We start from the raw sequence: 20,189 nt of genomic DNA on the forward strand, positions 1-20,189 counted from the left end.
CCTCCAGTCCCTGTCCTTGATATTGACGTCAGTGTAGGATTTCGGTGGCCGCAAGGACAAGCGGCCCGTCCCCGGTCGGTGCGGAGCGGGTGGCGTGAGCGTTACGGGAGGCTCCGTGGACGAGGCCGAGGACGTCACGGCAGTGATCGGCGTGCAGAACGCCTACGCCGTCGCGATCGACACCCACGACTGGCCGGCGCTGCGCGCCTGCTTCGCCGACGACGCGTCGATCGGCTTCGGTCGCCCGGCGCGCACCGGCGGTCCCGACGAGTTCCTGGAGTGGGCGCCGGCCTTCCACGAGGCCCTGGGCCCGACCCTCCACCAGAACAGCAGCCACCGCGTGCGGATCGACGGCGACGCCGCGACTGCCACCGCCTACCTGCACGCCGTCCTGGTCGACGCCGACGGCGCGGGGGCGACGTCGATCTTCGGGCGCTACGACGACGAGCTGGTCCGCGCCGGCGCCGGCTGGCTGATCCGGCGCCGGCGCTTCACCGCGACCTGGCGCACCCGCACCGCACCCCTCCCGGCGAGCCCCGAGGGCGCCCGGTGAGCCGCGTCCCGTCGCTGGGGGCCGTGCTGCCGCAGGCGGAGATCCGCCCGAGCGACCCCGCCGCCGTCCTCGCGTTCGTCCGGGAGGTGGAGCGGCTCGGCTTCGACCACCTGCTGGCCTTCGAGCACGTGCTGGGCGCGGACTCGCGGGCCCGGCCGGACTGGGACGGGTACTACGACCACACGGTGCCCTTCCTCGAGCCGATGGCGCTGTTCGCGTTCCTGGCGCAGGTGCCGCGGCTGGAGTTCGTCACCGACATCCTCGTCGCGCCGCAGCGGCAGACCGCGCTGCTGGCCAAGCAGGCCGCCACGGTCGACGTGCTGACCGGCGGGCGGCTGCGGTTGGGCCTGGGGATCGGCTGGAACGAGGTCGAGTACGTCGGCCTCGGCGTGCCGTTCCGGACCCGCGCGCGGCGGTTCGAGGAGCAGGTCCCGCTGCTGCGCCGGCTGCTCACCGAGGACGGCGTCGACCACGCCGGGGAGTTCGACGTGATCGACCGGGCCGGGATCCGCCCCCTGCCCGCGCGGGGAGTCCCGCTGTGGATCGGCTGCGGGGACGCCCCGTCGGCGCTCGACCGGGTGGGGCGGCTCGCCGACGGCTGGATCCCGCACCCGAACCTGGGCGACGGCGAGAAGGTCGAGGCCGGGTGGCGGGCCGTGCGCGAGGCCGCCGAGCGCGCCGGGCGCGACCCGGACACGCTGGGGCTGCAGGGCGCGGTGCCCTACCGGCACGGCGCGGAGACCGTGGTCGACCGGCTCGGGCGGTGGATCGACCTCGGCGCCACGCACGTCGGGCTCAACACCCTCGAGGCCGGACTCGCGTGGCCGGACGCGCACCTGGACGTGATCCGGGACGTGATGGCGACGTGGCAGGAGGCGCTCACCCCGATGGCCGGGCGCTCATGAGACGAGAGAGTGGAGGCGCCGTGGCCGGCGTACCGATCGCCGACGGACTGTTCACCTGGCCCAGCGACGAGCCCCGCCTCATCGGGGGCAGCTGCGGCAGGTGCGGCGCGCTCAGCTTCCCCCGCCGGGCCGGCTGCCCCCGCTGCGGCGCGAGCGGCCCGGTCGAGCACCTCATCGGCGCCCGCGGCACCCTGTGGACCTGGACCTCGCAGGGCTTCGCCCCGAAGGAGCCGTTCAACGGCGCCATCGGGGAGGGCGGGCTCGGCGTCCCGTGGTACGTGGGTCTGGTCGAGATCCCCGGGGAGATCCGGGTCGAGGCACTGCTGACCGGGGTGTCGGAGGAGGACCTGCGGATCGGCATGCCGCTGCGGCTGGTCGTGGTGCCGTGGCGGACCGACGACGAGGGCCGCGAGGTGGTGACGTTCGCGTTCGCCCCCGACCCGGACGGACAGCGTTCCAGCGAGACCGAGGAGGTCGGCGCCCGTGCCTGACGTGGCGATCATCGGGGTGGGCCTGCACCCCTTCGGCCGGTACCCCGGCAAGCCCGCGCTGACCATGGGCGCGGAGGCGGCCCGGCTCGCGCTGGCCGACGCCGGCGTGGCGTGGACCGACGTCGACTTCGCCGTCGGCGGCAGCTACGAGGTCGACCAGCCGGACGCCGTCGTCGCCGAGATCGGTCTCACCGGGCTGCCCTTCACCAACGTGTACAACGGCTGCGCGACCGCCGGCAGCGCGCTGGCCCTGGCCAAGCAGCAGATCGAGCTGGGGGAGCACCGCATCGGCCTGGTCCTCGGCCTGGACAAGCACGAGGGCGGCGCGTTCACGGCGGACCCGACGTCCTACGCCGCCCCGGAGTGGTACGGCGAGATGGGCCTGTTCCTGACGACCAAGTTCTTCGGGATGAAGATCAACCGGTACATGCACGACCACGGGATCACCCAGCAGACGCTGGCCCGGGTCGCGGCCAAGGCCTACGCCAACGGGGCGATCAACCCTCAGGCGTTCCGGCGCAAGGCGCTCAGCGAGGAGGAGATCCTCGCCTCGCGGATGCTGAACTTCCCGCTCACGCACTACATGTTCTGCACCCCCGACGAGGGCGCGGCCGCCGTGGTGGTCTGCGACGCGGCCATCGCCCACCGGTACACCGACACCCCGGTCTACCTGCGCAGCGTCGCCACCCGGACCCGGCGCTACGGCGCCTTCGAGGTGCACGGCACGTCGGCCGCGATCGAGCACGTGCCCGCCCCGACGGTCGACGCGGCGAAGGCGGCCTACGAGGCCGCCGGGATCGGCCCGGAGGAGGTGCAGATCGCGCAGCTGCAGGACACCGACGCCGGCAACGAGGTCATGCACATGGCCGAGGTGGGCCTGTGCGCCGACGGCGAGCAGAACGACCTGATCGCCGCGGGGGCCACGACGATCACCGGCCGGATCCCGGTGAACACCGACGGCGGCCTGATCGCCAACGGCGAGCCCGTCGGCGCCTCCGGCCTGCGCCAGGTGCACGAGCTCGTCACCCAGATGCGCGGCCGCGCGGGCGACCGCCAGATGCCGACCGTGCCCCGCGTGGGCGTCGCCCAGCTCTACGGCGCCCCCGGGGTCGCCGCCGTCTCGATCCTGACCAGGTGAGGTCCCGACCATGAGCAACGCCAGCACGCACGTGGACGTGGACGCCGTCGTCGTCGGGGCCGGGTTCGCCGGGCTCTACGCGATCCACCGGCTGCGCGGGGACGGGCTGAGCGTCCGCGGCTTCGACGGCGCCACGGACGTCGGCGGCACGTGGTACTGGAACCGCTATCCGGGGGCCCGCTGCGACGTCGAGAGCCTGGACTACTCCTTCTCCTTCTCCCCGGAGCTGGAGCAGGAGTGGAACTGGACGGAGCGCTACGCGAGCCAGCCGGAGATCCTGCGGTACCTGCAGTTCGTCGCCGACCGGCTCGACCTGCGCCGGGACATCACCTTCGGCACCCGCGTGGACGCCGCGGCGTTCGACGAGGACTCCGTGACCTGGACCGTGCGCACCTCGTCCGGCGAGGAGGTCCGGGCCCGCTTCCTGCTGCTGGCGACCGGGCCGCTGTCGGTGGCCAACGTGCCCTCGCTTCCGGGGCAGGAGACCTTCGCCGGCCGCACCTTCCACACCGGCGGCTGGCCGCACGAGCCGGTCGACTTCACCGGCCGCCGGGTCGCCGTCATCGGCACCGGGTCCTCCGGCATCCAGGTGGCGCCCCGGATCGCCGAGCAGGCCGACCACCTCTACGTGCTGCAGCGGACGCCGAACTACACGATCCCCGCGCACAACTTCACCTGGGAGCCGGACGCGCTCGCCGAGGCCAAGGCGGGCTACCGCGAGCGCCGCGCCCGGGCCTGGCAGAACGCGGGCGGCTCGCCGAACCCCGCGCCGACCCAGGGCACCTTCGACGTGGACGAGGCCGAGCGGCGCAGGATCTTCGAGGAGCGGTGGGCCGTCGGCGGGGCGCGGTGGCTGCGCACCTTCACCGACACGACCAGCGACCACGCGGCGAACGCGGAGGCCGTCGCCTTCGTGCACGAGAAGATCCGCGAGCGGGTCCGCGATCCCGAGGTCGCCGCGAAGCTGTCGCCGACGACCTATCCGATCGGGGCCCGGCGCGTCTGCGTGGACACCGGCTACTGGGACACGTTCAACCGGGGCGACGTCACGCTGGTCGACGTCCGCGAGGACCCGATCGAGGGGCTTGAGCCCGCGGGGCTGCGGCTGCGCAGCGGCCGGGTGGTCGAGATCGACGACCTGGTCTTCGCGACCGGGTTCGACGCGATGACCGGCGCGGTGACGCGGCTGGACATCCGGGGGCGGGACGGCCGGCAGTTGCGCGACGAGTGGGCCGAGGGTCCGCGGACCGCGCTGGGCATCGCCGTGGCCGGCTTCCCCAACCTGTTCCTGCTCAACGGCCCGGGCAGCCCCTCGGTGCTGGCGAACATGGTGCTGACGTCGGAGCAGCAGGTGAACTGGGTGGCCGACGCGCTGGGCTACGTGCGTTCCCACGGCCTGGCCGCGCTGGAGGCCGAGCCCGCGGCCCAGGACGCCTGGACCGAGCACTGCAACTCGCTGGCCGAGCACTCGATGATGTTCGAGGCCGACTCCTGGTACATCGGCGCGAACATCCCCGGCAAGCCGCGGGTGCTGATGTTCTACCTGGGCGGCCTCCCCGCCTACATGCGGGCGTGCGACGAGGTGGCCGCGGACGACTACCGCGGCTTCGTGAAGGTGCCGGCGGACGAGGTGGAGTCGGCGGCGTCCTGACCGCCGAGCCCCCCGGCGGCTCCGGCGGTCGAGGGGGCTGCCCCGCCCCAACGGTCGAGGCATAGGAAGCCTTTCCCCCGTATCCGAGCCGGAGACGTGGGGAAAGCTTCCTATGCCACGGGGCGGCCGGGTTTCAGGGCAGGCCCGCGTGCGGGACCTCGACCTCGGTGGCCAGCAGCATCGCGTCGCCGTCCCGTGCCTCCGGCCCGTGCGTGCGTCCCACCGCGAGCAGCAGGGTGCGGCCGTCCTCGCCGCCGAGCGCGCAGGCGTAGGAGTGCAGCCCGTCGGAGAGCGCGATCTCCTCGACGATCCGGCCGCCCGGTGCCAGCCGCACGAAGCGGTCGGACAGGGTGTCGGCGACCCAGAGGTGACCCTCCGCGTCCAGGGTGCACCCGTCCGGGACGACGCGCGTCTGGCCCGGCACCTGCCCCTCGTCGAGCTCGGCCCAGAACCGGCGGTTGGACAGCGTGCCGTCGGCGGCGAGGTCGAAGGCGGAGTACCGGCGTCCGCGGGACTCACCGACCAGCAGGGTGCGCCCGTCGGCGCTGACGGCCATGCCGTTGGGGAAGTGCAGCCCCTCCGCGGCGGGGGAGTAGGTGCCGTCCGGGGCGACCCGCTTGAGCGTGACGAGCGTGTCCTCGGCGGGCGTCGCGCCGAGCCGGCCGAACTCGCCGACGAAGGCGTGCCCGTTGGCGTCGACCACCATGTCGTTGAGGTCGCCGATGGCGTGGCCGGAGAGGTCGCAGTGGGTGGTCAGCTCGCCGTCGGCGAGGCGGAGCACCCGCCGGTCCTTCATCGAGGAGATCAGCAGCGAGCCGTCGGGCAGCCAGCCCAGCCCCGAGGGCTGTCCCTCGACCTCCACGACCCGCGTCGCCTCGCCGTCCGGGGTCACCCGGTAGACGCCGTGCCGGTAGAAGTCCGACGTCCACCAGGCGCCCTCGTGCCAGCGCGGCGCCTCGAAGAAGCGACCGCCCTCCAGGACAGTGCGTAGCTGCCTGCTCGCCATGATTCCCCCTCGGTACTTCTCGACTCCGACGTCGAAGTTAGCGCAGGCGGCCCCTTCCCTGGTATGCCTGTCGGGTCCCCCGGACGGGGAGCACCGGCACGAGCATCGGAGACGCATGACGAACACCCGGGTCGCCCTGGTCACCGGAGCCGCGCGAGGCCAGGGGCTGGCGATCGTCCGCCGGCTCCGCCGCGACGGGCTGCGCGTGGTGGCCGCCGACGTGCTGGCCGACGAGTTGCAGGCGGCGTGCGGCGACCTCGGCGACGACGTCGTCCCGGTCGTGCTCGACGTGACCGACGAGGCGGCGTGGTCGGCGGCGCTGACCGCGACGGAGGAGCGCTTCGGCGGCCTCGACGTGCTGGTCAACAACGCCGGGATCCTCGGCCGCGCGCCGCTGCACGAGGAGACCGCGGCCCAGTTCGAGCGGCTCTGGCGGGTCAACTGCCTGGGCATGTTCCTCGGGATGCGGGCCGCCTTCGGCCTGCTGGGCCGGGGCTCCGACGCCGCGATCGTGAACAACCTGAGCAACGCCGCGCTGCGCCCGTTCGACCGGCACGCGGCCTACACCTCCTCCAAGTGGGCCGCCCGCGGCCTGAGCCTCACCGCGGCGCGCGAGTACGCCGAGCACGGGATCCGGGTGAACTCGGTGCTGCCCGGCCCGATCGACACCCCCATGCACGACCCCGCCACCGTCGAGCGGCTGTCGGCCGCGTCGCTGCTGGGCCGGGTCGGCACGCCGGAGGACGTCGCCAACGTCGTCGCGATGCTCGCCTCCCCGGACGCCGGCTTCGTGACCGGCGCCGAGGTGCTCGTCGACGGCGGGCACGCCCTGCGCATCGCCCACTGAGCCCGAGGAGACCCCGGCCGTGCGCATCGCGATCCACTCCGCCCTCACCAACTACGGCTCCCTGGACGACGTCGTCGCCGAGGTGCGCCGCACCGCCGACGCCGGGCTGGCCGGGTACTGGGCGCCGATGCTCGGGGGCCAGGACACGCTGACCGCGCTGGCGATCGCCGGCCGCGAGGTCCCCGGAGTGGAGCTCGGCACGGCCGTCGTGCCGATGCCGCTGCGCGGGCCGTTCGCCCTGGCGCAGCAGGTCCGCACGGTGCAGGAGGCGGTCGGAGGTCGGCTGGTGCTGGGCCTGGGCACGTCGCACGAGGCCGTCACCCGCGACCTGTTCGGCGAGCCGTGGCGGCCCCCTCTGGCCGCCGCCCGGGAGCACCTGGCGCAGCTGCTCGCGATCCTGGGCGGCGAGGGCGACCGACGCCTGGCCGGGGCGCCCGCGCTGCACACCGACGTCCTGCTGGGCGCGGTCAACCCGGCGATGGTGGCGCTCGCGGTGGAGCTCGGCTCGGGCGTGGTCACCTGGTCCGCCGGCGAGGCCACGCTGCGCGACGTCGTCGGCGCCGCGGTGCGCGGGAGCGGCCGTACCGGGGTGCGGGTGGTGGCCGCGCTCCCGGTCACGGTCACCGACGACGAGGCGGCGGCCCGCGGGCACGTGCAGCGGCGGCTCGGCGCCAACGACCGGTTCCCCTCCTACCGGAAGGTGCTCGAGCGGGAGGGCGTCGCGGGGGTGGCCGACCTCGCCGTGGTCGGGACGGCGGCGCAGGTGCGCGACCGGCTGGCGGGGTTCGCCGGGCTGGGCGTGACGGACTTCGCCGCGCACGTGACGGGCCCCGACGCCGCCACCGTCGAGGCCACCTGGGCCCTCCTCGCCGACCTCGCCGCGGGGTCCTCGTGAGCGCCGCGGCCGGCTGCCCGGTCGTCGACCAGGACCTCAGCGACCCCGGCTTCAACGCCGATCCCTACCCCGTGCTCGAGGAGTGGCGGGCGCGCGGGCCGGTCGTGTTCAACGCGCACGACGAGCGGTACCTGGTGCTGTCGTTCCGGGGGAGCACCCGGGTGCTGAGCACCCTGGACGCGTTCGACTCGCAGCCGGGGGCGGAGACGGTCCGGCGGATCTTCGGCGGCCTGACGATGATGGCCATCGACACCCCGCGCCACCACCGGATGCGCGACGTGTGGGCCCCGGACTTCCGCCGCGACACCCTGGCCGAGCGGCGGCGCGAGCTGGTCACCCGCATCGTGGCCGCCCGGGTGGGGCCGTTCGCCGAGCGGCTCCGGGCGGGCGAGGTGCTCGACGCGGTCGGATCCCTGACACGGGCCATCCCCACCCTCGTGATCGCGGAGATGCTCGGCGTCGAGCCGGAGATGGTCGACCGGTTCAGCGCGTGGAGCGACGCCATCGGCGCCTCCGCCGCGGCGAACGTGCCGGACCCGACGCCCGGGCAGCGGGCCGCCCTGGCCGCGAGCGCCGAGGCCACGCAGCAGCTCAACCGCTACATGGCCGAAGCGGTCACGCAGCGGCGCGGCCGGCCCCCGGCCGACGACCTCGTCTCGCGGATGGTGCACGCCGACTTCGCCGCCGAGATGGACGAGTCCGAGATCGTCGCGAGCAACACCCAGATGGTCTTCGCCGGCAACGAGACCACCGCGAAGCTGATGGCCACGGCGCTGGTGGCCCTGGCGAGGCATCCCGACCAGCGGCGGGCCCTGGTCGCCGACCGCAGCCTGATCCCGCAGGCGGTCGAGGAGGTGCACCGCTGGTCGACGGTGGTGCAGACCGACCCCCGCTGGGCCACCGGCGACGCGTCCGAGGTCGAGGGTGTGACCGTTCCGCGCGGGGCGGCGGTGACCCCGGTCCTGGGCGCGGCCAACCGCGATCCGCAGCGCTGGGAGCGGCCGGCGGAGTTCGACGTCGCCCGGCCCGTGCGCGGCCACCTGGGCTTCGGCTTCGGCATCCACGTCTGCCTGGGCATCCATCTGGCCCGGCTGGAGGTGGCGGTGCTCCTGGACCGGCTGCTGGACGTGCTGCCCGATTTCGAGCTGGCCGGCCCGGTGGACTTCGGCCGCAGCTTCTCGCTGCGCGGCCCCCTGGCCGTGCCGCTGGCCGCGGGCTGAGGAGAGGACGACGTGGAGACCTTCGAGGAGCTGGGGCGGCGGCTGTCCAACTGGGGTCGCTGGGGCCCCGACGACCGGCGCGGCACCCTCAACCACCTGACGCCCGAGCGGGTGCTGGCGGCGCGGGAGAGCATTCGCAGCGGCCGGGTGTTCGAGCTCAGCCTGCCGCTGGGCAAGGGCGGGCCGCAGCAGGGCGGGGGCCGGTTCAACCCGATCCACACGATGACGATGCTGCCGGGGGACTGGGACCTGCCCGACGGGTCGTTCATCGTCGACGACCAGGTCACCATGCCGCTGCAGTGCGCCACCCAGTGGGACGGGCTCGGGCACGTCGGGTACGCCGACCGGCTCTACAACGACGTCCCGGCCGCCGCGACCGTCACCGCGCGGCGGGGTGCCATCCACAACGGCATCGAGGCGATGGCGCCGGGGATGGTCGGCCGCGGGGTCCTGCTCGACGTGGCCCGGCTGCGCGGCGTCGACTGGATCGCCGCCGACGACGACCGGATCGGCCCCGACGAGCTGGACCGTGCGGCCCGCGCGCAGGGCGTCGAGGTCCGGCCCGGCGACGCGGTGCTGGTGCGCACCGGCTGGCGGCGCAAGGCCGTCGTCGAGGGCTCCACCCCCGAGTGGATCACGGTCAGCCCGGGCCTGGACCTCGCCTGCGCCGAGTGGCTGCACGGCCACGACGTCGCCACGGTGGCGTCGGACAACTGGGCCGTCGAGGCGATGCCGTCACCGGTGCCCGGCTCGATGCTGCCGCTGCACTGCGTGCTCATCCGCGACCTGGGGATGATGCTCGGGGAGATGTTCGACCTCGAGGCCCTCGCCGAGGACTGCGCCGCCGACGGCCGGTGGGACGTCTTCCTCTCCGCGCCGCCGCTGCGGGTCACCGGCGGCGTCGGGTCGCCGGCCGCCCCCGTCGCGATCAAGTAGGGGAGTCCCGTGCCCGCGTTCCAGTACCGCCTGTCGTCGAAGAGCGCACCGATCACCGTCGAGGACTACCGCCGGCGGGCACGGCGCGCCGTGCCGGAGATGGTGTGGGCCTACGTCGACTCGGGTGCGGAGGACCTGACCACCCTGGATGCCAACCGCTCGGCGTTCGACCGGTACCGGCTCCGCAGCCGCGTGCTGACGGGCAACGAGGCCACCGACCTCGGCGTCTCGGTGCTGGGCACCGACGTCTCGCTGCCGGTGCTGCTGGCGCCGACCGGGGTGGCCGGGCTGTCGCACTGGACCGGGGAGGTCGGCGTCGCGCAGGCGGCCGAGCGCGCCGGCACCGTGTCGATCGTCAGCACCGCCGGCTCCTACACGATCGAGGAGGTCGCGGCGGCCACCGAGACCGATCACGTCTTCCAGCTCTACCCGTGGGCCGACCCCGACACCGGGCGGCACGACCTCACGCAGTCGTTCATCGACCGCGCCCGCAACGCCGGCTACCGGTCACTCGTGGTGACCGTCGACGTCCCCGTCCACGGCAACCGGGAGGCCGAGCGCACCCGCGGCATGGGCATCCCCCCGATCGTCACCCCGCGGCGCGTGCTCGAGGGGGCGCTGCGGCCGCGCTGGTCCGCGGGGTTCCTGCGGCACCGGCGCATCTCGGCGCGCAACCTGGTGCCCAAGGGCGGCGCGAAGGCCGCGGTGCAGTCGCTGGGGGCGCAGTACCGCATGATGCGGCCCGAGCTGGACTGGGACGACCTCTCCTGGGTGCGCGACCACTGGCAGGGCCCGCTGTACGTCAAGGGCGTGCTCGACGCCGACGACGCCGCGATCGCCGTCGACCGCGGGGTCGACGGCGTCATCGTGTCCAACCACGGCGGCCGCCAGCTGGACGGCGCGGTGGCCGCCCTCGACGCGCTGCCGGCGATCGTGGCGCGGGTCGGCGACCGGGTCGACGTGCTGGTGGACGGCGGTGTCCGGCGGGGGAGCGACGTCGTCAAGGCGCTGTGCCTCGGCGCGACGGCCGTCTGCATCGGCCGGCCCTACCTCTACGGGCTCGCGGCCCGGGGGCCGGCGGGCGCGCAGGACGTCGTCGAGATCCTGCGGCAGGAGATCCGCCGCACCATGACGCTGATGGGCGTGGCCACGGTGAAGGAGCTCGGCCCCTCCTGGCTGCTGCCCGCCGACACCCCGCTCTGACCCGTCCGGGTGACGGTCACGCAGAGTGACCCAGGTCACGAAACGGTCAAGAATGAAACTGACGTCTATGTCGAAACCGGTCGCGGCGGCATGGTGACGGGGGAATGAGCCAGGTCACGATTTCCATCAGGGAGCGGCATCATCATGGGTAGAGGGATCCGCACATCGGCGGCGTTCGCGGCGGCTGCGTTGGTCCTCGCGGCCTGCGGCGGGGGGTCGGACGACGACAACGGCGGCAGCAGCAGTTCGGGGAGCGGCAGTGCCGCCGAGGCCGACCGCTCCGCGACGCTCCGCTATGCCTCGAGCACGGCTCCGCCCGGCCTGGACCCGCACGGCTCCATCACCGCCGGCCTGAACGGCTCGCAGTACATCTTCCCGGTCTACGACCGGCTGACGATGCTCGGCACGCCCGACGACCCGAACGCCAGCGAGGTCAGCCCGATGCTCGCCGAGTCGTGGGAGTACTCCGACGACGGCCTGCAGTTCACCCTGCAGCTCCGCGAGGACGTGACCTTCCACGACGGCTCGCCGGTGAACGCGGAGGCGGTCAAGGCCAGCCTCGAGCGGGCGAAGCGGTCGACGTTCCAGGCCGGCGCGGCGCTGAACCGGGTGGAGTCGATCGAGGCCGTCGACGAGTACACGGTGCAGCTGAACCTCAGCGCCCCGGACGCCACGCTGCCCGCGGCGCTGGCCACCGGCTCCGGTGCGGTGCTCAACCCGGCCGTGATCAACGACCCGGGCGTCGACCTCAACCTCGAGGTGCCGCCGGAGGCCGGTTCCGGGCCCTACGTCGTCTCGGCGTTCGAGCCCGGCGTGAGCGTCACCTTCGACCGGGCCGAGGGCGAGTACTGGGACCCGGAGGCCGGGCAGCTCGCGCAGATCGAGATCGTCGGCGTCGCGGAGGCGACGACCCGCATCTCGGGGCTGCAGGCCGGCGACTACGACATGATCTTCCTGGCGTCGCTGCAGGTGGCCGAGGGTGAGCGGCTCGCCGCGAACGGGCAGTTCACCAACCTCACCGCCGTCTCGCGGACGCCCACGGCGATCTTCATCAAGCCGGACTCGCCGGAGCTCGGCGACCAGGCGGTCCGCGCGGCCCTCGCCCAGGCGGTGGATCGCGAGGGCATCGGCGAGGGGGCGCTCAACGGCTCCTGCGACCCGATCGACCAGCTCTACCCCGAGGGCATGCTCGGCCACGACGAGGACTACGAGAACCCGTACGCCTACGACCCGGATGCGGCCCAGGCGGCACTGGAGGAGGCGGGGGCGGCCGACCTCAGCTTCGGGATCGTGTATCCCGCCGGTGGCACGCAGGACACCATCACGACGGCGCTGCAGGGCGGCTTGGACGAGATCGGCGTCACGCTCGAGGGGCAGGGGGTGCCGCCCGCCGAGTCGATCACCGTGTTCAACCAGCAGGGCTTCCCGGCCGCGACCAACGCCATCCCCGGCGAGGTCGACCCCGCGCTGTTCACGACCTCGGCGATCTTCAGCCGGACGCCGCTCGCCGCGGACGACGCGGAGCTGGTCGCCCTCGCCGACGAGGCGCGTGCCGAGCTGGACCCCGATGCGCGTGCGGAGCTGTACCAGCAGATCAACGAGCGGGTGATGGAGCAGGCGATCCTCATCCCGATCTGCACCGCGCAGTTCGGCTATGCCGGTGCCGGCGACATCGTCGGCCTGGACCGGCTGGGTCTGACCTACGCCGCCGCGGCGGACTTCCGCTACGTCGGCCGCTCGTAGCAGCGGCTCATCCGGCGGGGGTCCTCGCGGAGTTCGCTCCGGAGGGCCCCCGACCGGCGGGTTCGACTCGTTGCCCGACTGGTTCCGCGCCAGCACTAGAAGTCGACGTCGACGTCAATTAATGTGACGGGCGGCACCCGGGCACGGCGACGGGCACCACCGTCGCCGTGGCCGTCCCGCCGCCGGAGCCCCCGGCGAGTCCACCTCCCACCACCCATCCGCCGCAGGACCGGACCGGTCGTGCGGGCCCGACGAAGGGACGCGATTACCGATGTGGGGCTACATCGCCCGCCGGCTCCTCGCGATGGTGCCGCTGATCGTGATCGTCGTGGCGCTGCTCTTCCTGATCCTGGAACTGGTGGACAGCGACGCGGCCGACACGATCGCCGGCCCGTCGGCGTCCGAGGAGCAGGTCGAGGCAGTCCGCGAGGAGCTGGGGCTCAACGACCCGGCCCTCTCCCGATTCTGGAACTCGCTGGTCAACGCCGTGCAGGGGGACTTCGGCCAGTCCTACGTCTCGGGCGAGAACGTGCTCGACGCGATCCTGCGCCGCGTCCCGATCACGCTGTCGCTGGGCGCCGTGGCGCTCACCTTCGCGATCGTCGTCGGTGTCGGCGTGGGCATCGCAGCCGCGATGCGGCCCGGCGGGTGGGTGGACCGGGGCGTGAGCGCCTTCGCCGCGCTCAGCCTCGCCGTCCCCCCGTTCGTGCTCGGGCTGCTGCTGGTCATCCTGTTCGCGCTGACGCTCGGCTGGCTGCCGGCGACCGGCTACGTGCGGTTCGGCGAGGACCCGGGGGAGTGGCTGCGCAGCGTCGTCCTGCCCGGCATCGCCCTGGGGACCATCCCGATGGGCGAGCTCGCCCGGCACACCCGCGCGTCGATGGTGGACACGCTCGACGCCGACTACATCCGCACCGCGCGGTCGAAGGGCCTGCGCGGCCGCCCGGTCGTCCTCAAGCACGCGGCCAAGAACGCCGCCGCGCCGGTGCTCACGATGCTCGGCGTGATCGTCGGGGCGATCCTCGGCTCGTCGATCACCATCGAGTTCATCTTCGGCATCCCCGGCATGGGAGCCCTGGCCTTCGACTCCGTCTCGAACCGGGACATCCCGATGATCCAGGGCATCGTGCTCCTGAGCGCGATCCTGGTGCTGCTGGTCAATCTCCTGGTCGACATCACCTACGCCTACCTGAACCCGAGGTTGCGCACATGACCGCCTTCCTGACCGGCATCCGCCGCCGCGCCCGGTCCCGGCCCGCCCGGGCCCTCCGGCACAACCGCGTCGCGTTGGTGGCCGGAGGGGTGGTGCTCCTGCTCGCCCTGATCGCGGTCGCCGCGCCCGTCCTGGCGCCGGCGGATCCGGACGCGCAGGAGCTCACCGCCCGCTTCCTCTCGCCGAGCGGTGAGCACTGGCTGGGTACCGACGCCTTCGGCCGCGACTTCCTGAGCCGGCTGATGTACGCGATGCGGACCTCGCTGTTCGCCGCGCTGCTCGCAGTGGCCGTCGCCGTCGTCCTCGGCCTGCCACTGGGGCTGATCGCCGGGTACGCCGGCCGGTGGGTCGACGCGGTGCTCTCCCGCGTCGCCGAGGCGATCATGAGCATGCCTGGCCTGATCCTGGCGATCGCGATCGTCGCGGTGCTCGGCCCCGGCCTCACCAACGCGATGATCGCGCTCGGCGTGATCCTGGCGCCCACCCTGTTCCGGATCGCCCGCGCGGCGGCGCTGAGCACCCGGAACGCCGACTACATCGAGGCGGCCCGCTCCGTCGGCTGCAGCCCGGCGCGGATCCTCGGCCGGCACGTGCTGCCCAACGCGCTGTCCCCGCTCATCGTGCAGCTGACGTTCCACCTGGGTGCGGCGATCATCGCGGAATCCAGCCTCAGCTTCCTGGGCCTGGGGGCCCAGACCCCGACCGCGAGCCTCGGCACGATGGTCCGGGACGGCTACCAGGCCATCTACGAGACGACGTTCCCGATCTACCCGCCCTCGGTGGTGATCGCCGTCCTGATCCTGGCGTTCACCCTGTTCGGGGACGGCCTGCGCGACGCCTTCGGCGGACGGGGGGAGAGATGACCGCGCTCGAGAAGGGCCGGCCGGACAGGCCGGTGCTCAGCGTCCGGGACCTGCGGGTGACCGTGCGGACCCAGGGGCAGGAGCTGGAGGTGCTCAGCGACGTCGGGTTCGACCTCCGGCCGCGGCAGACCCTCGGCATCGTGGGCGAGTCGGGGTCGGGCAAGAGCATGACCGCCTTCGCCGTCATGGGCCTGCTGGCCCGCAATGCCCGGGTGACCGACGGGCAGGTGCTGCTCGGCGACGTCGACCTGCTGTCGCTGGACCGCAGGCAGCTGTCCGACGTCCGCGGCCGCGACATCGGGATGATCTACCAGGAGGCGCGGCGCAGCCTGAACCCGGCGTTCACCGTCGGGGACCAGATCGCCGAGGTCGTCCGCCGCCACCAGGGGGCCTCGCGCAAGGAGGCGCGAGCGCGGGTCGTCGAGCTGCTGGACATGGTGCGCATCCCCCGGGCCGCCGAGCGGATGCACGACTACCCGCACATGTTCAGCGGCGGCATGTGCCAGCGCGTCATGCTCGCCATCGCGCTGGCCTGCGAGCCCAAGGTGCTCATCGCCGACGAGCCGACCACCGCCCTGGACGTGACCGTCCAGGCGTCGGTCCTCAGCCTCCTGCACGACCTGCAGGACGAGCTGGGCATGGCGCTGCTGCTCATCACGCACGACCTCGGCGTGGTCGCCGACATCTGCGACGACGTCGCGGTCATGTACGCGGGCCGGATCGTGGAGCGGGCACCCGTGGACGACCTCTTCCTGCGGCCGGCCCACCCCTACACCGAGGGCCTGCTCGGCGCGATCCCCAACGTGCTGGCCCCGAGCGACCGCTTCGTCGCCATCCCGGGCAGCGTGCCCCCGCTGGACTCGATGCCGCAGGGCTGCCGGTTCCACCCGCGCTGCCCCTACGCCGAGGACCGCTGCACCACCGAGCAGCCCCCGCTGATCCGGGCGGACGCCGGCCACGGGTCGGCCTGCGTCCGCGTGCACGAGCTCGAGCTGCAGGGAGTGGCCACCCGTGTCTGACCTGGTCGAGGTGCAGGGCCTGCGCAAGGCCTTCGCGGGGCGCAAGCGGTTCGGGAGGAAGAAGGCCGAGCCCGTCGCGGCGGTCGACGACGTCTCGTTCTCCATCCCCGCGGGGGAGACCCTCGCGCTCGTCGGCGAGTCCGGCGCCGGCAAGTCCACCGTCGGCCGGATGGCGATCCGGCTCATCGAGCCCGACAGCGGCTCGGTGACCTTCGACGGCGGCGACGTCCTGGCCCTGGGCAGCGCCGAGCTGCGGCGCTGGCGCCGCAACGCGCAGATGGTCTTCCAGGACCCGTTCACCTCCCTGGACCCGCACCTGGTGATCGGGCAGACCATCGAGGAGTCGCTGCAGGTCCACGGGGTCGGGGACCGCGAGGAGCGGCACGAGCGCATGCTCGGGCTGCTCGACCGCGTCGGCATCCGGCCCGACCAGGCCGACCGCTATCCCTTCGAGTTCTCCGGCGGGCAGCTCCAGCGGATCGCCATCGCCCGGGCGCTGGCTCCCGAGCCGCGGTTCATCGTCTGCGACGAGCCGGTCGCCGCCCTCGACATGTCGATCCGGGCCTCGGTGCTGAACCTGCTGCGCGACCTGCAGGAGGAGCGCGGCCTGAGCTACCTCTTCGTCACTCACGACCTGTCGCTGGTCCGCGCCATCGCGCACCGCACCGCCGTGATGCGGCAGGGCCGGATCGTGGAGATGGGCCCGACCCAGCGCGTGTTCGATTCGCCCGAGCACCCCTACACGCGGACGCTGCTCGCCGCCGTCCCCATCCCGGACCCGCGCATCCAGCGCGACCGCAGCCGCACGGTGGGGCAGGAGGTGTCGCCGGCCGAGCTCGAGGAGGCCCCGGCGAGCACGGAGGACGCCGACCCCGAGTGGACGACGCCCGCCAACACGCTCCCGGTCGAGGACGGCCTGGTCGCCGGCCCCGGCCGCGACGACGAGGTCGTCGTGGGTCTCGAGAAGCGGTCTCCCTCGGAGTGATGCGCGCGGGAGCAGGTGTGCCCGCGGCCCGCGAGGTCTCGGTGCTGGTCATCGGCGCGGGGGCCGCCGGGATCCTCATGGGCATCGGCCTGCGGGAGCGCGGCATCGAGGACTTCGTGATCCTCGAGAAGGCCGGGTCGCTCGGGGGGACCTGGCGCGACAACGTGTACCCCGGGGTCGCCTGCGACGTCCCGGCGATCTACTACAGCTACTCCTTCGCGCCGAACACGAGCGCACCCATGCGGTACGCCACCGGCCGCGAGCTGTGGTCGTACTTCGACTCCGTGGCCACCGACCGGGGGCTCGCCGGCCACCTCCGCTACGGCGCCGAGGTCACCTCCGCCGCGTGGAACGGGACCGCCTGGGAGGTCGAGACGGCGAGCGGGGAGCGCTGGACCGCCGGCATCGTCGTCGGCGCCGTCGGTCGCCTGCACCGGCCCCGCTTCCCGGACATCCCCGGCATGGCCGACTTCGCGGGGGTCGTCCGCCACGCCTCGCAGTGGGACCCCGACCTCGACCTGCGTGGTGTGCGGCTCGGCGTGATCGGCACGGGCTCGTCGTCGGTGCAGATCGTGTCGGCCGCGTCGCAGCAGGTGGCCCACCTCGACCTGTTCCAGCGGACCGCCCAGTGGGTCTACCCGCGGGCGAACGAGCCCGTCGCCGAGGCCGTGCGGGCGGAGATGCTGGCCTCGCCGGAGGGGGCCCGGAAGCACTACGCCGCGATGGAGGCCGAGAGCCTGCGCCTGGGCGAGATCGCGGTCTCGGGGACGGCGGAGCAGGTCGAGGCGCGCAACCAGGTGATCCGGGATGCGCTGGCCGCGGTGCGCGACCCGGTCCTGCGGGCCAAGCTGACGCCGGACTACGACATCGGCTGCAAGCGCCTGGTCATCTCGGGCACCTTCTACGACGCGGTCCAGCGCCCGAACGTCGACGTCGTCACCGACGGCATCCTGCGCTTCGAGCGGGAGGGGATCCGGACCACCGACGGAGTGCTCCACCCGCTGGACGTCGTCGTCCTCGCCACCGGGTTCCACGCCGACAACTACCTGCGCCCGATGCGGGTGCGGGGGGCGGGCGGCGTCGACCTGGAGGAGCTCTGGGCCGACGTCTTCCTCACCTACAAGTCGGTCGCCGTTCCGCACCTGCCGAACTTCTTCCTGATCAACGGGCCGTTCTCCCCGGGCGGCAGCCTCAACATCATCGCGGTGATCGAGAACCACGCCGCGTTCGTCCTCCAGCTGGTCGACCGCGTGCTGGCCGAGCGGGTGGCGATCGCGCCGGACGCGGGCAGCTCGGCCGCGTTCGTGGACCGCATGCGGGACCGGGCCAAGGGAACGGTCTGGTACACGGGCGGCTGCACGAGCTGGTACCTCGACCGCGACGGCGTCCCCCTGGTGGCGCCCATGACCCTGAGCGAGCTGCGGGCGGAGATGGCCGAGCCGGTCTGGGCGGACTTCGACGTCCGTCCGCTGGCGGGCAGCTGCTCCGCAGCCAGCTGACCAACCTGAGCGACGCACGACCGCCGGGCGCCGTGCCCGGGGGAATCGACCCGACCCGGAGGAGCCAGCCGTGACCATGCCCAACGTGCACAAGAGCAGGAAGCTGTTCCTGCACGAGAAGACCACGCTCCGGACCGGCGCCACGCCCCGGTTCGCCGATGAGTTCGCCGGCCAGTACCAGCCGCTCATGGAGGGCCTCGGCGCCCGGCTGTTCGGCACCTGGGAGGGCTCCCCGCTCAACTCGAACTGGCCCGAGGTGACGACCATCTGGGAGATCGACAGCTACACCCACCTCTCCCGGATCGGGGCGGCCCGGCACCGGGAGGTCGGCACCCGCAAGCAGTTCGACCAGTGGACCGGGCTGCTGGGCGAGCTCGGGGCGACCGGGGAGGGCCGGCTGGTCTTCGGCAACCCGGGGATCAAGTCGGTCGAGGAGCACCGCGCCGCGGGAACGCAGACCACGGTGGTCCTCGAGGAGATCATGACCACCAAGCCGGACAGCCAGACCAAGTACGTCCAGGAGCTCGAGCACCTGTACGTGCCCTGGTCGGAGCGGACCGGCAAGACGTGGGTCGGGTCGTTCACCACGGTCTTCCGCAACAGCGAGGTCATCCACTACTGGGCGCTCGAGGGCGGCTGGGACGGCTTCGCCAAGTACTACCCGAGCTGGGGCGAGACGCCCGACCCCGACATCCGCGCCTGGATGAACGTGGCCGGTGCCCTCCGCGACGGCTGGGACGACTCGTTCCTGCAGTCGCTCCCGGCCAACCCGCTGGGATGACCGCCACTGACGGCCTGGTGCCCGCCGCGACGTCCACCGGTGCGGAGGGCTGGGGTCTGCGGCCCGTGCGCGACCCGGACGCCGAGGCGCTGGTGCGCCAGTTCGTCGCGGCGGGCGGACCGCTGTTGTCCGAGCGGGGGGTGGCGGGGGCGCGCGCCTACCTGGAGCAGTCCGCGGCTGCCGGCGCCCCCGGACCGCACGTCGAGCGGGTCGAGGACCGCCGCATCGACGTCGACGGGCGCACCGTCCCGGTGCGGGTCCACGCCCCGGCGTCGGAGGCACCGCTGCCCACGGTCGTGTACTGCCACGGCGGCGGGTTCGTGATCGGCAGCGTCGCGGCGTCCGACGCCTTCGCCCGCCGGCTCGCGGTCGCGGGGCCGTGCGTCGTCGTCTCGGTGGACTACCGGCTGGCGCCCGAGCACCCGTTCCCCGCCGGGATCGAGGACGCCGTCGCGGCGTTGGACTGGACCGCCGAGCACGCCGGCGAGCTCGGCGGAGACCCCGGCCGGGTGGTCGCCCTGGGAGACTCCGCCGGAGCCACGCTCACCGCCGCGGCCGTGCGCCGGGTCACCGCGGCGGGCCGGCGACCGGTGCGCCGGCAGGTGCTCGCCTATCCGGGCGCAGGAGTCGACCGGGCCCGCACGACCGCGTTCGGGGGCGAGTGGCCGCTGACCGACGTCGACAGCGCCTGGTTCGCCGCCCAGTACCTCCCGGAGCCGTCGATGCGGTCGGACCCGGACTCCGCGCTGCTGACCGCCGACGTCACCGGCGTACCGCCCACGACGCTCCTCCTGGGCGGTTGCGATCCGCTGATGCCCGAGGGGCTGGCCTACGCGGCGCACCTGACCAACGCCGGCGTCTCGGTGGACCTGCACCTGTACGCCGGGCAGATCCACGGCTTCCTGACCTTCCCCGACACCGCCCTGCCGCGCAGCCGCGAGGCGCTCGGCGTCGTGACCAACGCGATCCGCAACGCCTGAGGACCCGGTGACGTCGTGGACGTCGGGATGCTCCTATCGGCGTCAAGCAGTGGAGACCAGGTCGTCAAAGTCGGCGAGTAGCGCGGTGTGGACCTCACGGACGACGTAGCGCTTGAGGCAGCGCATGATCTCTTTCTTGCTCAGTCCCTGGGCGGTGCGGCGGGCGACGTAGGCGCGGGTGCGGTCGTCGTGGCGCATCCGGCAGAGCACGATCCGATGGATCGCGTTGTTGGCGGCGCGGTCGCCGCCGCGGTTGAGCCG

General features: G+C 73.4%; 19 protein-coding genes and 1 pseudogene. 18 read left to right on the forward strand and 2 right to left on the reverse strand.

Annotated elements, in window-relative coordinates; all coding sequences use genetic code 11:
- The first annotated feature begins 94 nt into the window (after positions 1 to 94).
- From BMY88_RS02875 to BMY88_RS02895, 5 genes are read left to right on the forward strand one after another with little or no spacing between them, the layout of a single operon-like run.
- Positions 95 to 553 (forward strand): nuclear transport factor 2 family protein, encoded by a 459-nt coding sequence (locus BMY88_RS02875; RefSeq protein WP_091939830.1) that lies wholly within the window; start codon positions 95 to 97, stop codon positions 551 to 553.
- The gene (locus BMY88_RS02880; RefSeq protein ID WP_091939832.1) at positions 550 to 1,458 is read left to right on the forward strand and encodes an LLM class F420-dependent oxidoreductase; all 909 of its coding nucleotides are present in this window, start codon (positions 550 to 552) and stop codon (positions 1,456 to 1,458) included. Before BMY88_RS02875 ends, BMY88_RS02880 begins: the two co-directional genes overlap by 4 nt.
- Before the next feature lie 20 nt (positions 1,459 to 1,478).
- Positions 1,479 to 1,949 carry a Zn-ribbon domain-containing OB-fold protein gene (locus BMY88_RS02885; protein ID WP_211435442.1) on the forward strand — a complete coding sequence of 157 codons (471 nt, stop codon included), beginning with the start codon at positions 1,479 to 1,481 and terminating at the stop codon, positions 1,947 to 1,949.
- Positions 1,942 to 3,087: a thiolase family protein gene (locus tag BMY88_RS02890; protein WP_091939837.1), complete on the forward strand. Its 1,146-nt coding sequence runs from the start codon at positions 1,942 to 1,944 to the stop codon at positions 3,085 to 3,087. The genes BMY88_RS02885 and BMY88_RS02890 overlap by 8 nt, the downstream gene beginning before the upstream one ends.
- A 10-nt stretch (positions 3,088 to 3,097) precedes the next feature.
- On the forward strand, positions 3,098 to 4,738 hold the full coding sequence (locus tag BMY88_RS02895) for a flavin-containing monooxygenase (protein WP_091939839.1): 1,641 nt from the start codon (positions 3,098 to 3,100) through the stop codon (positions 4,736 to 4,738).
- Between the two features lie 133 nt (positions 4,739 to 4,871).
- Here the strand turns inward: BMY88_RS02895 and BMY88_RS02900 are convergent, their stop codons facing one another.
- Positions 4,872 to 5,744 (reverse strand): SMP-30/gluconolactonase/LRE family protein, encoded by an 873-nt coding sequence (locus BMY88_RS02900; protein ID WP_091939841.1) that lies wholly within the window; start codon positions 5,742 to 5,744, stop codon positions 4,872 to 4,874.
- Positions 5,745 to 5,859: 115 nt separating this feature from the next.
- On the opposite strand from BMY88_RS02900, the gene BMY88_RS02905 reads away from it, so the two are divergent.
- From BMY88_RS02905 to BMY88_RS02965, 13 genes are all read left to right on the forward strand, one after another.
- Entirely contained in the window at positions 5,860 to 6,591 is a 732-nt protein-coding gene (locus BMY88_RS02905) for an SDR family NAD(P)-dependent oxidoreductase (protein WP_091939843.1), read from the forward strand.
- 19 nt (positions 6,592 to 6,610) lie between these two features.
- Positions 6,611 to 7,486, forward strand: a complete 876-nt coding sequence (locus BMY88_RS02910) for an LLM class flavin-dependent oxidoreductase (RefSeq protein ID WP_091939845.1) — start codon at positions 6,611 to 6,613, stop codon at positions 7,484 to 7,486.
- Positions 7,483 to 8,706, forward strand: coding sequence for a cytochrome P450 (locus BMY88_RS02915; protein WP_091939847.1), 1,224 nt, complete (start codon positions 7,483 to 7,485; stop codon positions 8,704 to 8,706). The genes BMY88_RS02910 and BMY88_RS02915 overlap by 4 nt, the downstream gene beginning before the upstream one ends.
- A 12-nt stretch (positions 8,707 to 8,718) precedes the next feature.
- The gene (locus BMY88_RS02920) at positions 8,719 to 9,642 is read left to right on the forward strand and encodes a cyclase family protein (RefSeq protein WP_091939849.1); all 924 of its coding nucleotides are present in this window, start codon (positions 8,719 to 8,721) and stop codon (positions 9,640 to 9,642) included.
- Between the two features lie 9 nt (positions 9,643 to 9,651).
- On the forward strand, positions 9,652 to 10,845 hold the full coding sequence (locus BMY88_RS02925) for an alpha-hydroxy acid oxidase (RefSeq protein ID WP_211435443.1): 1,194 nt from the start codon (positions 9,652 to 9,654) through the stop codon (positions 10,843 to 10,845).
- A 144-nt stretch (positions 10,846 to 10,989) separates the two neighbouring features.
- The gene (locus tag BMY88_RS02930) at positions 10,990 to 12,588 is read left to right on the forward strand and encodes an ABC transporter substrate-binding protein (protein WP_091939851.1); all 1,599 of its coding nucleotides are present in this window, start codon (positions 10,990 to 10,992) and stop codon (positions 12,586 to 12,588) included.
- Between the two features lie 271 nt (positions 12,589 to 12,859).
- On the forward strand, positions 12,860 to 13,801 hold the full coding sequence (locus BMY88_RS02935) for an ABC transporter permease (RefSeq protein ID WP_091939854.1): 942 nt from the start codon (positions 12,860 to 12,862) through the stop codon (positions 13,799 to 13,801).
- Complete coding sequence (locus BMY88_RS02940; RefSeq protein WP_091939856.1) at positions 13,798 to 14,664, forward strand: ABC transporter permease; 867 nt, start codon at positions 13,798 to 13,800, stop codon at positions 14,662 to 14,664. Before BMY88_RS02935 ends, BMY88_RS02940 begins: the two co-directional genes overlap by 4 nt.
- Positions 14,661 to 15,683, forward strand: coding sequence for an ABC transporter ATP-binding protein (locus BMY88_RS02945; protein ID WP_091939858.1), 1,023 nt, complete (start codon positions 14,661 to 14,663; stop codon positions 15,681 to 15,683). Before BMY88_RS02940 ends, BMY88_RS02945 begins: the two co-directional genes overlap by 4 nt.
- Positions 15,676 to 16,668, forward strand: a complete 993-nt coding sequence (locus tag BMY88_RS02950; protein ID WP_211435444.1) for an ABC transporter ATP-binding protein — start codon at positions 15,676 to 15,678, stop codon at positions 16,666 to 16,668. The genes BMY88_RS02945 and BMY88_RS02950 overlap by 8 nt, the downstream gene beginning before the upstream one ends.
- Before the next feature lie 17 nt (positions 16,669 to 16,685).
- Positions 16,686 to 18,167, forward strand: coding sequence for a flavin-containing monooxygenase (locus BMY88_RS02955; protein ID WP_170860933.1), 1,482 nt, complete (start codon positions 16,686 to 16,688; stop codon positions 18,165 to 18,167).
- A 70-nt stretch (positions 18,168 to 18,237) separates the two neighbouring features.
- A complete protein-coding gene (locus BMY88_RS02960; RefSeq protein WP_211435445.1) occupies positions 18,238 to 18,948 on the forward strand; it encodes a hypothetical protein in 711 nt (236 codons plus the stop codon).
- On the forward strand, positions 18,945 to 19,928 hold the full coding sequence (locus BMY88_RS02965; protein WP_091939862.1) for an alpha/beta hydrolase: 984 nt from the start codon (positions 18,945 to 18,947) through the stop codon (positions 19,926 to 19,928). The genes BMY88_RS02960 and BMY88_RS02965 overlap by 4 nt, the downstream gene beginning before the upstream one ends.
- Positions 19,929 to 19,970: 42 nt before the next feature.
- Here BMY88_RS02965 and BMY88_RS02970 read toward each other — a convergent pair.
- Positions 19,971 to 20,189, reverse strand: a pseudogene (locus tag BMY88_RS02970) (IS110 family transposase); the annotation flags it as partial.

Source organism: Trujillonella endophytica (assembly GCF_900110555.1).
Taxonomy (GTDB): Bacteria; Actinomycetota; Actinomycetes; order Mycobacteriales; family Geodermatophilaceae; genus Trujillonella; species Trujillonella endophytica.

Coding starts and splice junctions, on each gene's coding strand:
- BMY88_RS02895 (WP_091939839.1), top strand. CDS start 3,098: ATGAGCAACGCCAGCACGCACGTGGACGTGGACGCCGTCGTCGTCGGG.
- BMY88_RS02900 (WP_091939841.1), bottom strand. CDS start 5,744: ATGGCGAGCAGGCAGCTACGCACTGTCCTGGAGGGCGGTCGCTTCTTC.
- BMY88_RS02905 (WP_091939843.1), top strand. CDS start 5,860: ATGACGAACACCCGGGTCGCCCTGGTCACCGGAGCCGCGCGAGGCCAG.
- BMY88_RS02930 (WP_091939851.1), top strand. CDS start 10,990: ATGGGTAGAGGGATCCGCACATCGGCGGCGTTCGCGGCGGCTGCGTTG.
- BMY88_RS02935 (WP_091939854.1), top strand. CDS start 12,860: ATGTGGGGCTACATCGCCCGCCGGCTCCTCGCGATGGTGCCGCTGATC.
- BMY88_RS02940 (WP_091939856.1), top strand. CDS start 13,798: ATGACCGCCTTCCTGACCGGCATCCGCCGCCGCGCCCGGTCCCGGCCC.
- BMY88_RS02945 (WP_091939858.1), top strand. CDS start 14,661: ATGACCGCGCTCGAGAAGGGCCGGCCGGACAGGCCGGTGCTCAGCGTC.
- BMY88_RS02965 (WP_091939862.1), top strand. CDS start 18,945: ATGACCGCCACTGACGGCCTGGTGCCCGCCGCGACGTCCACCGGTGCG.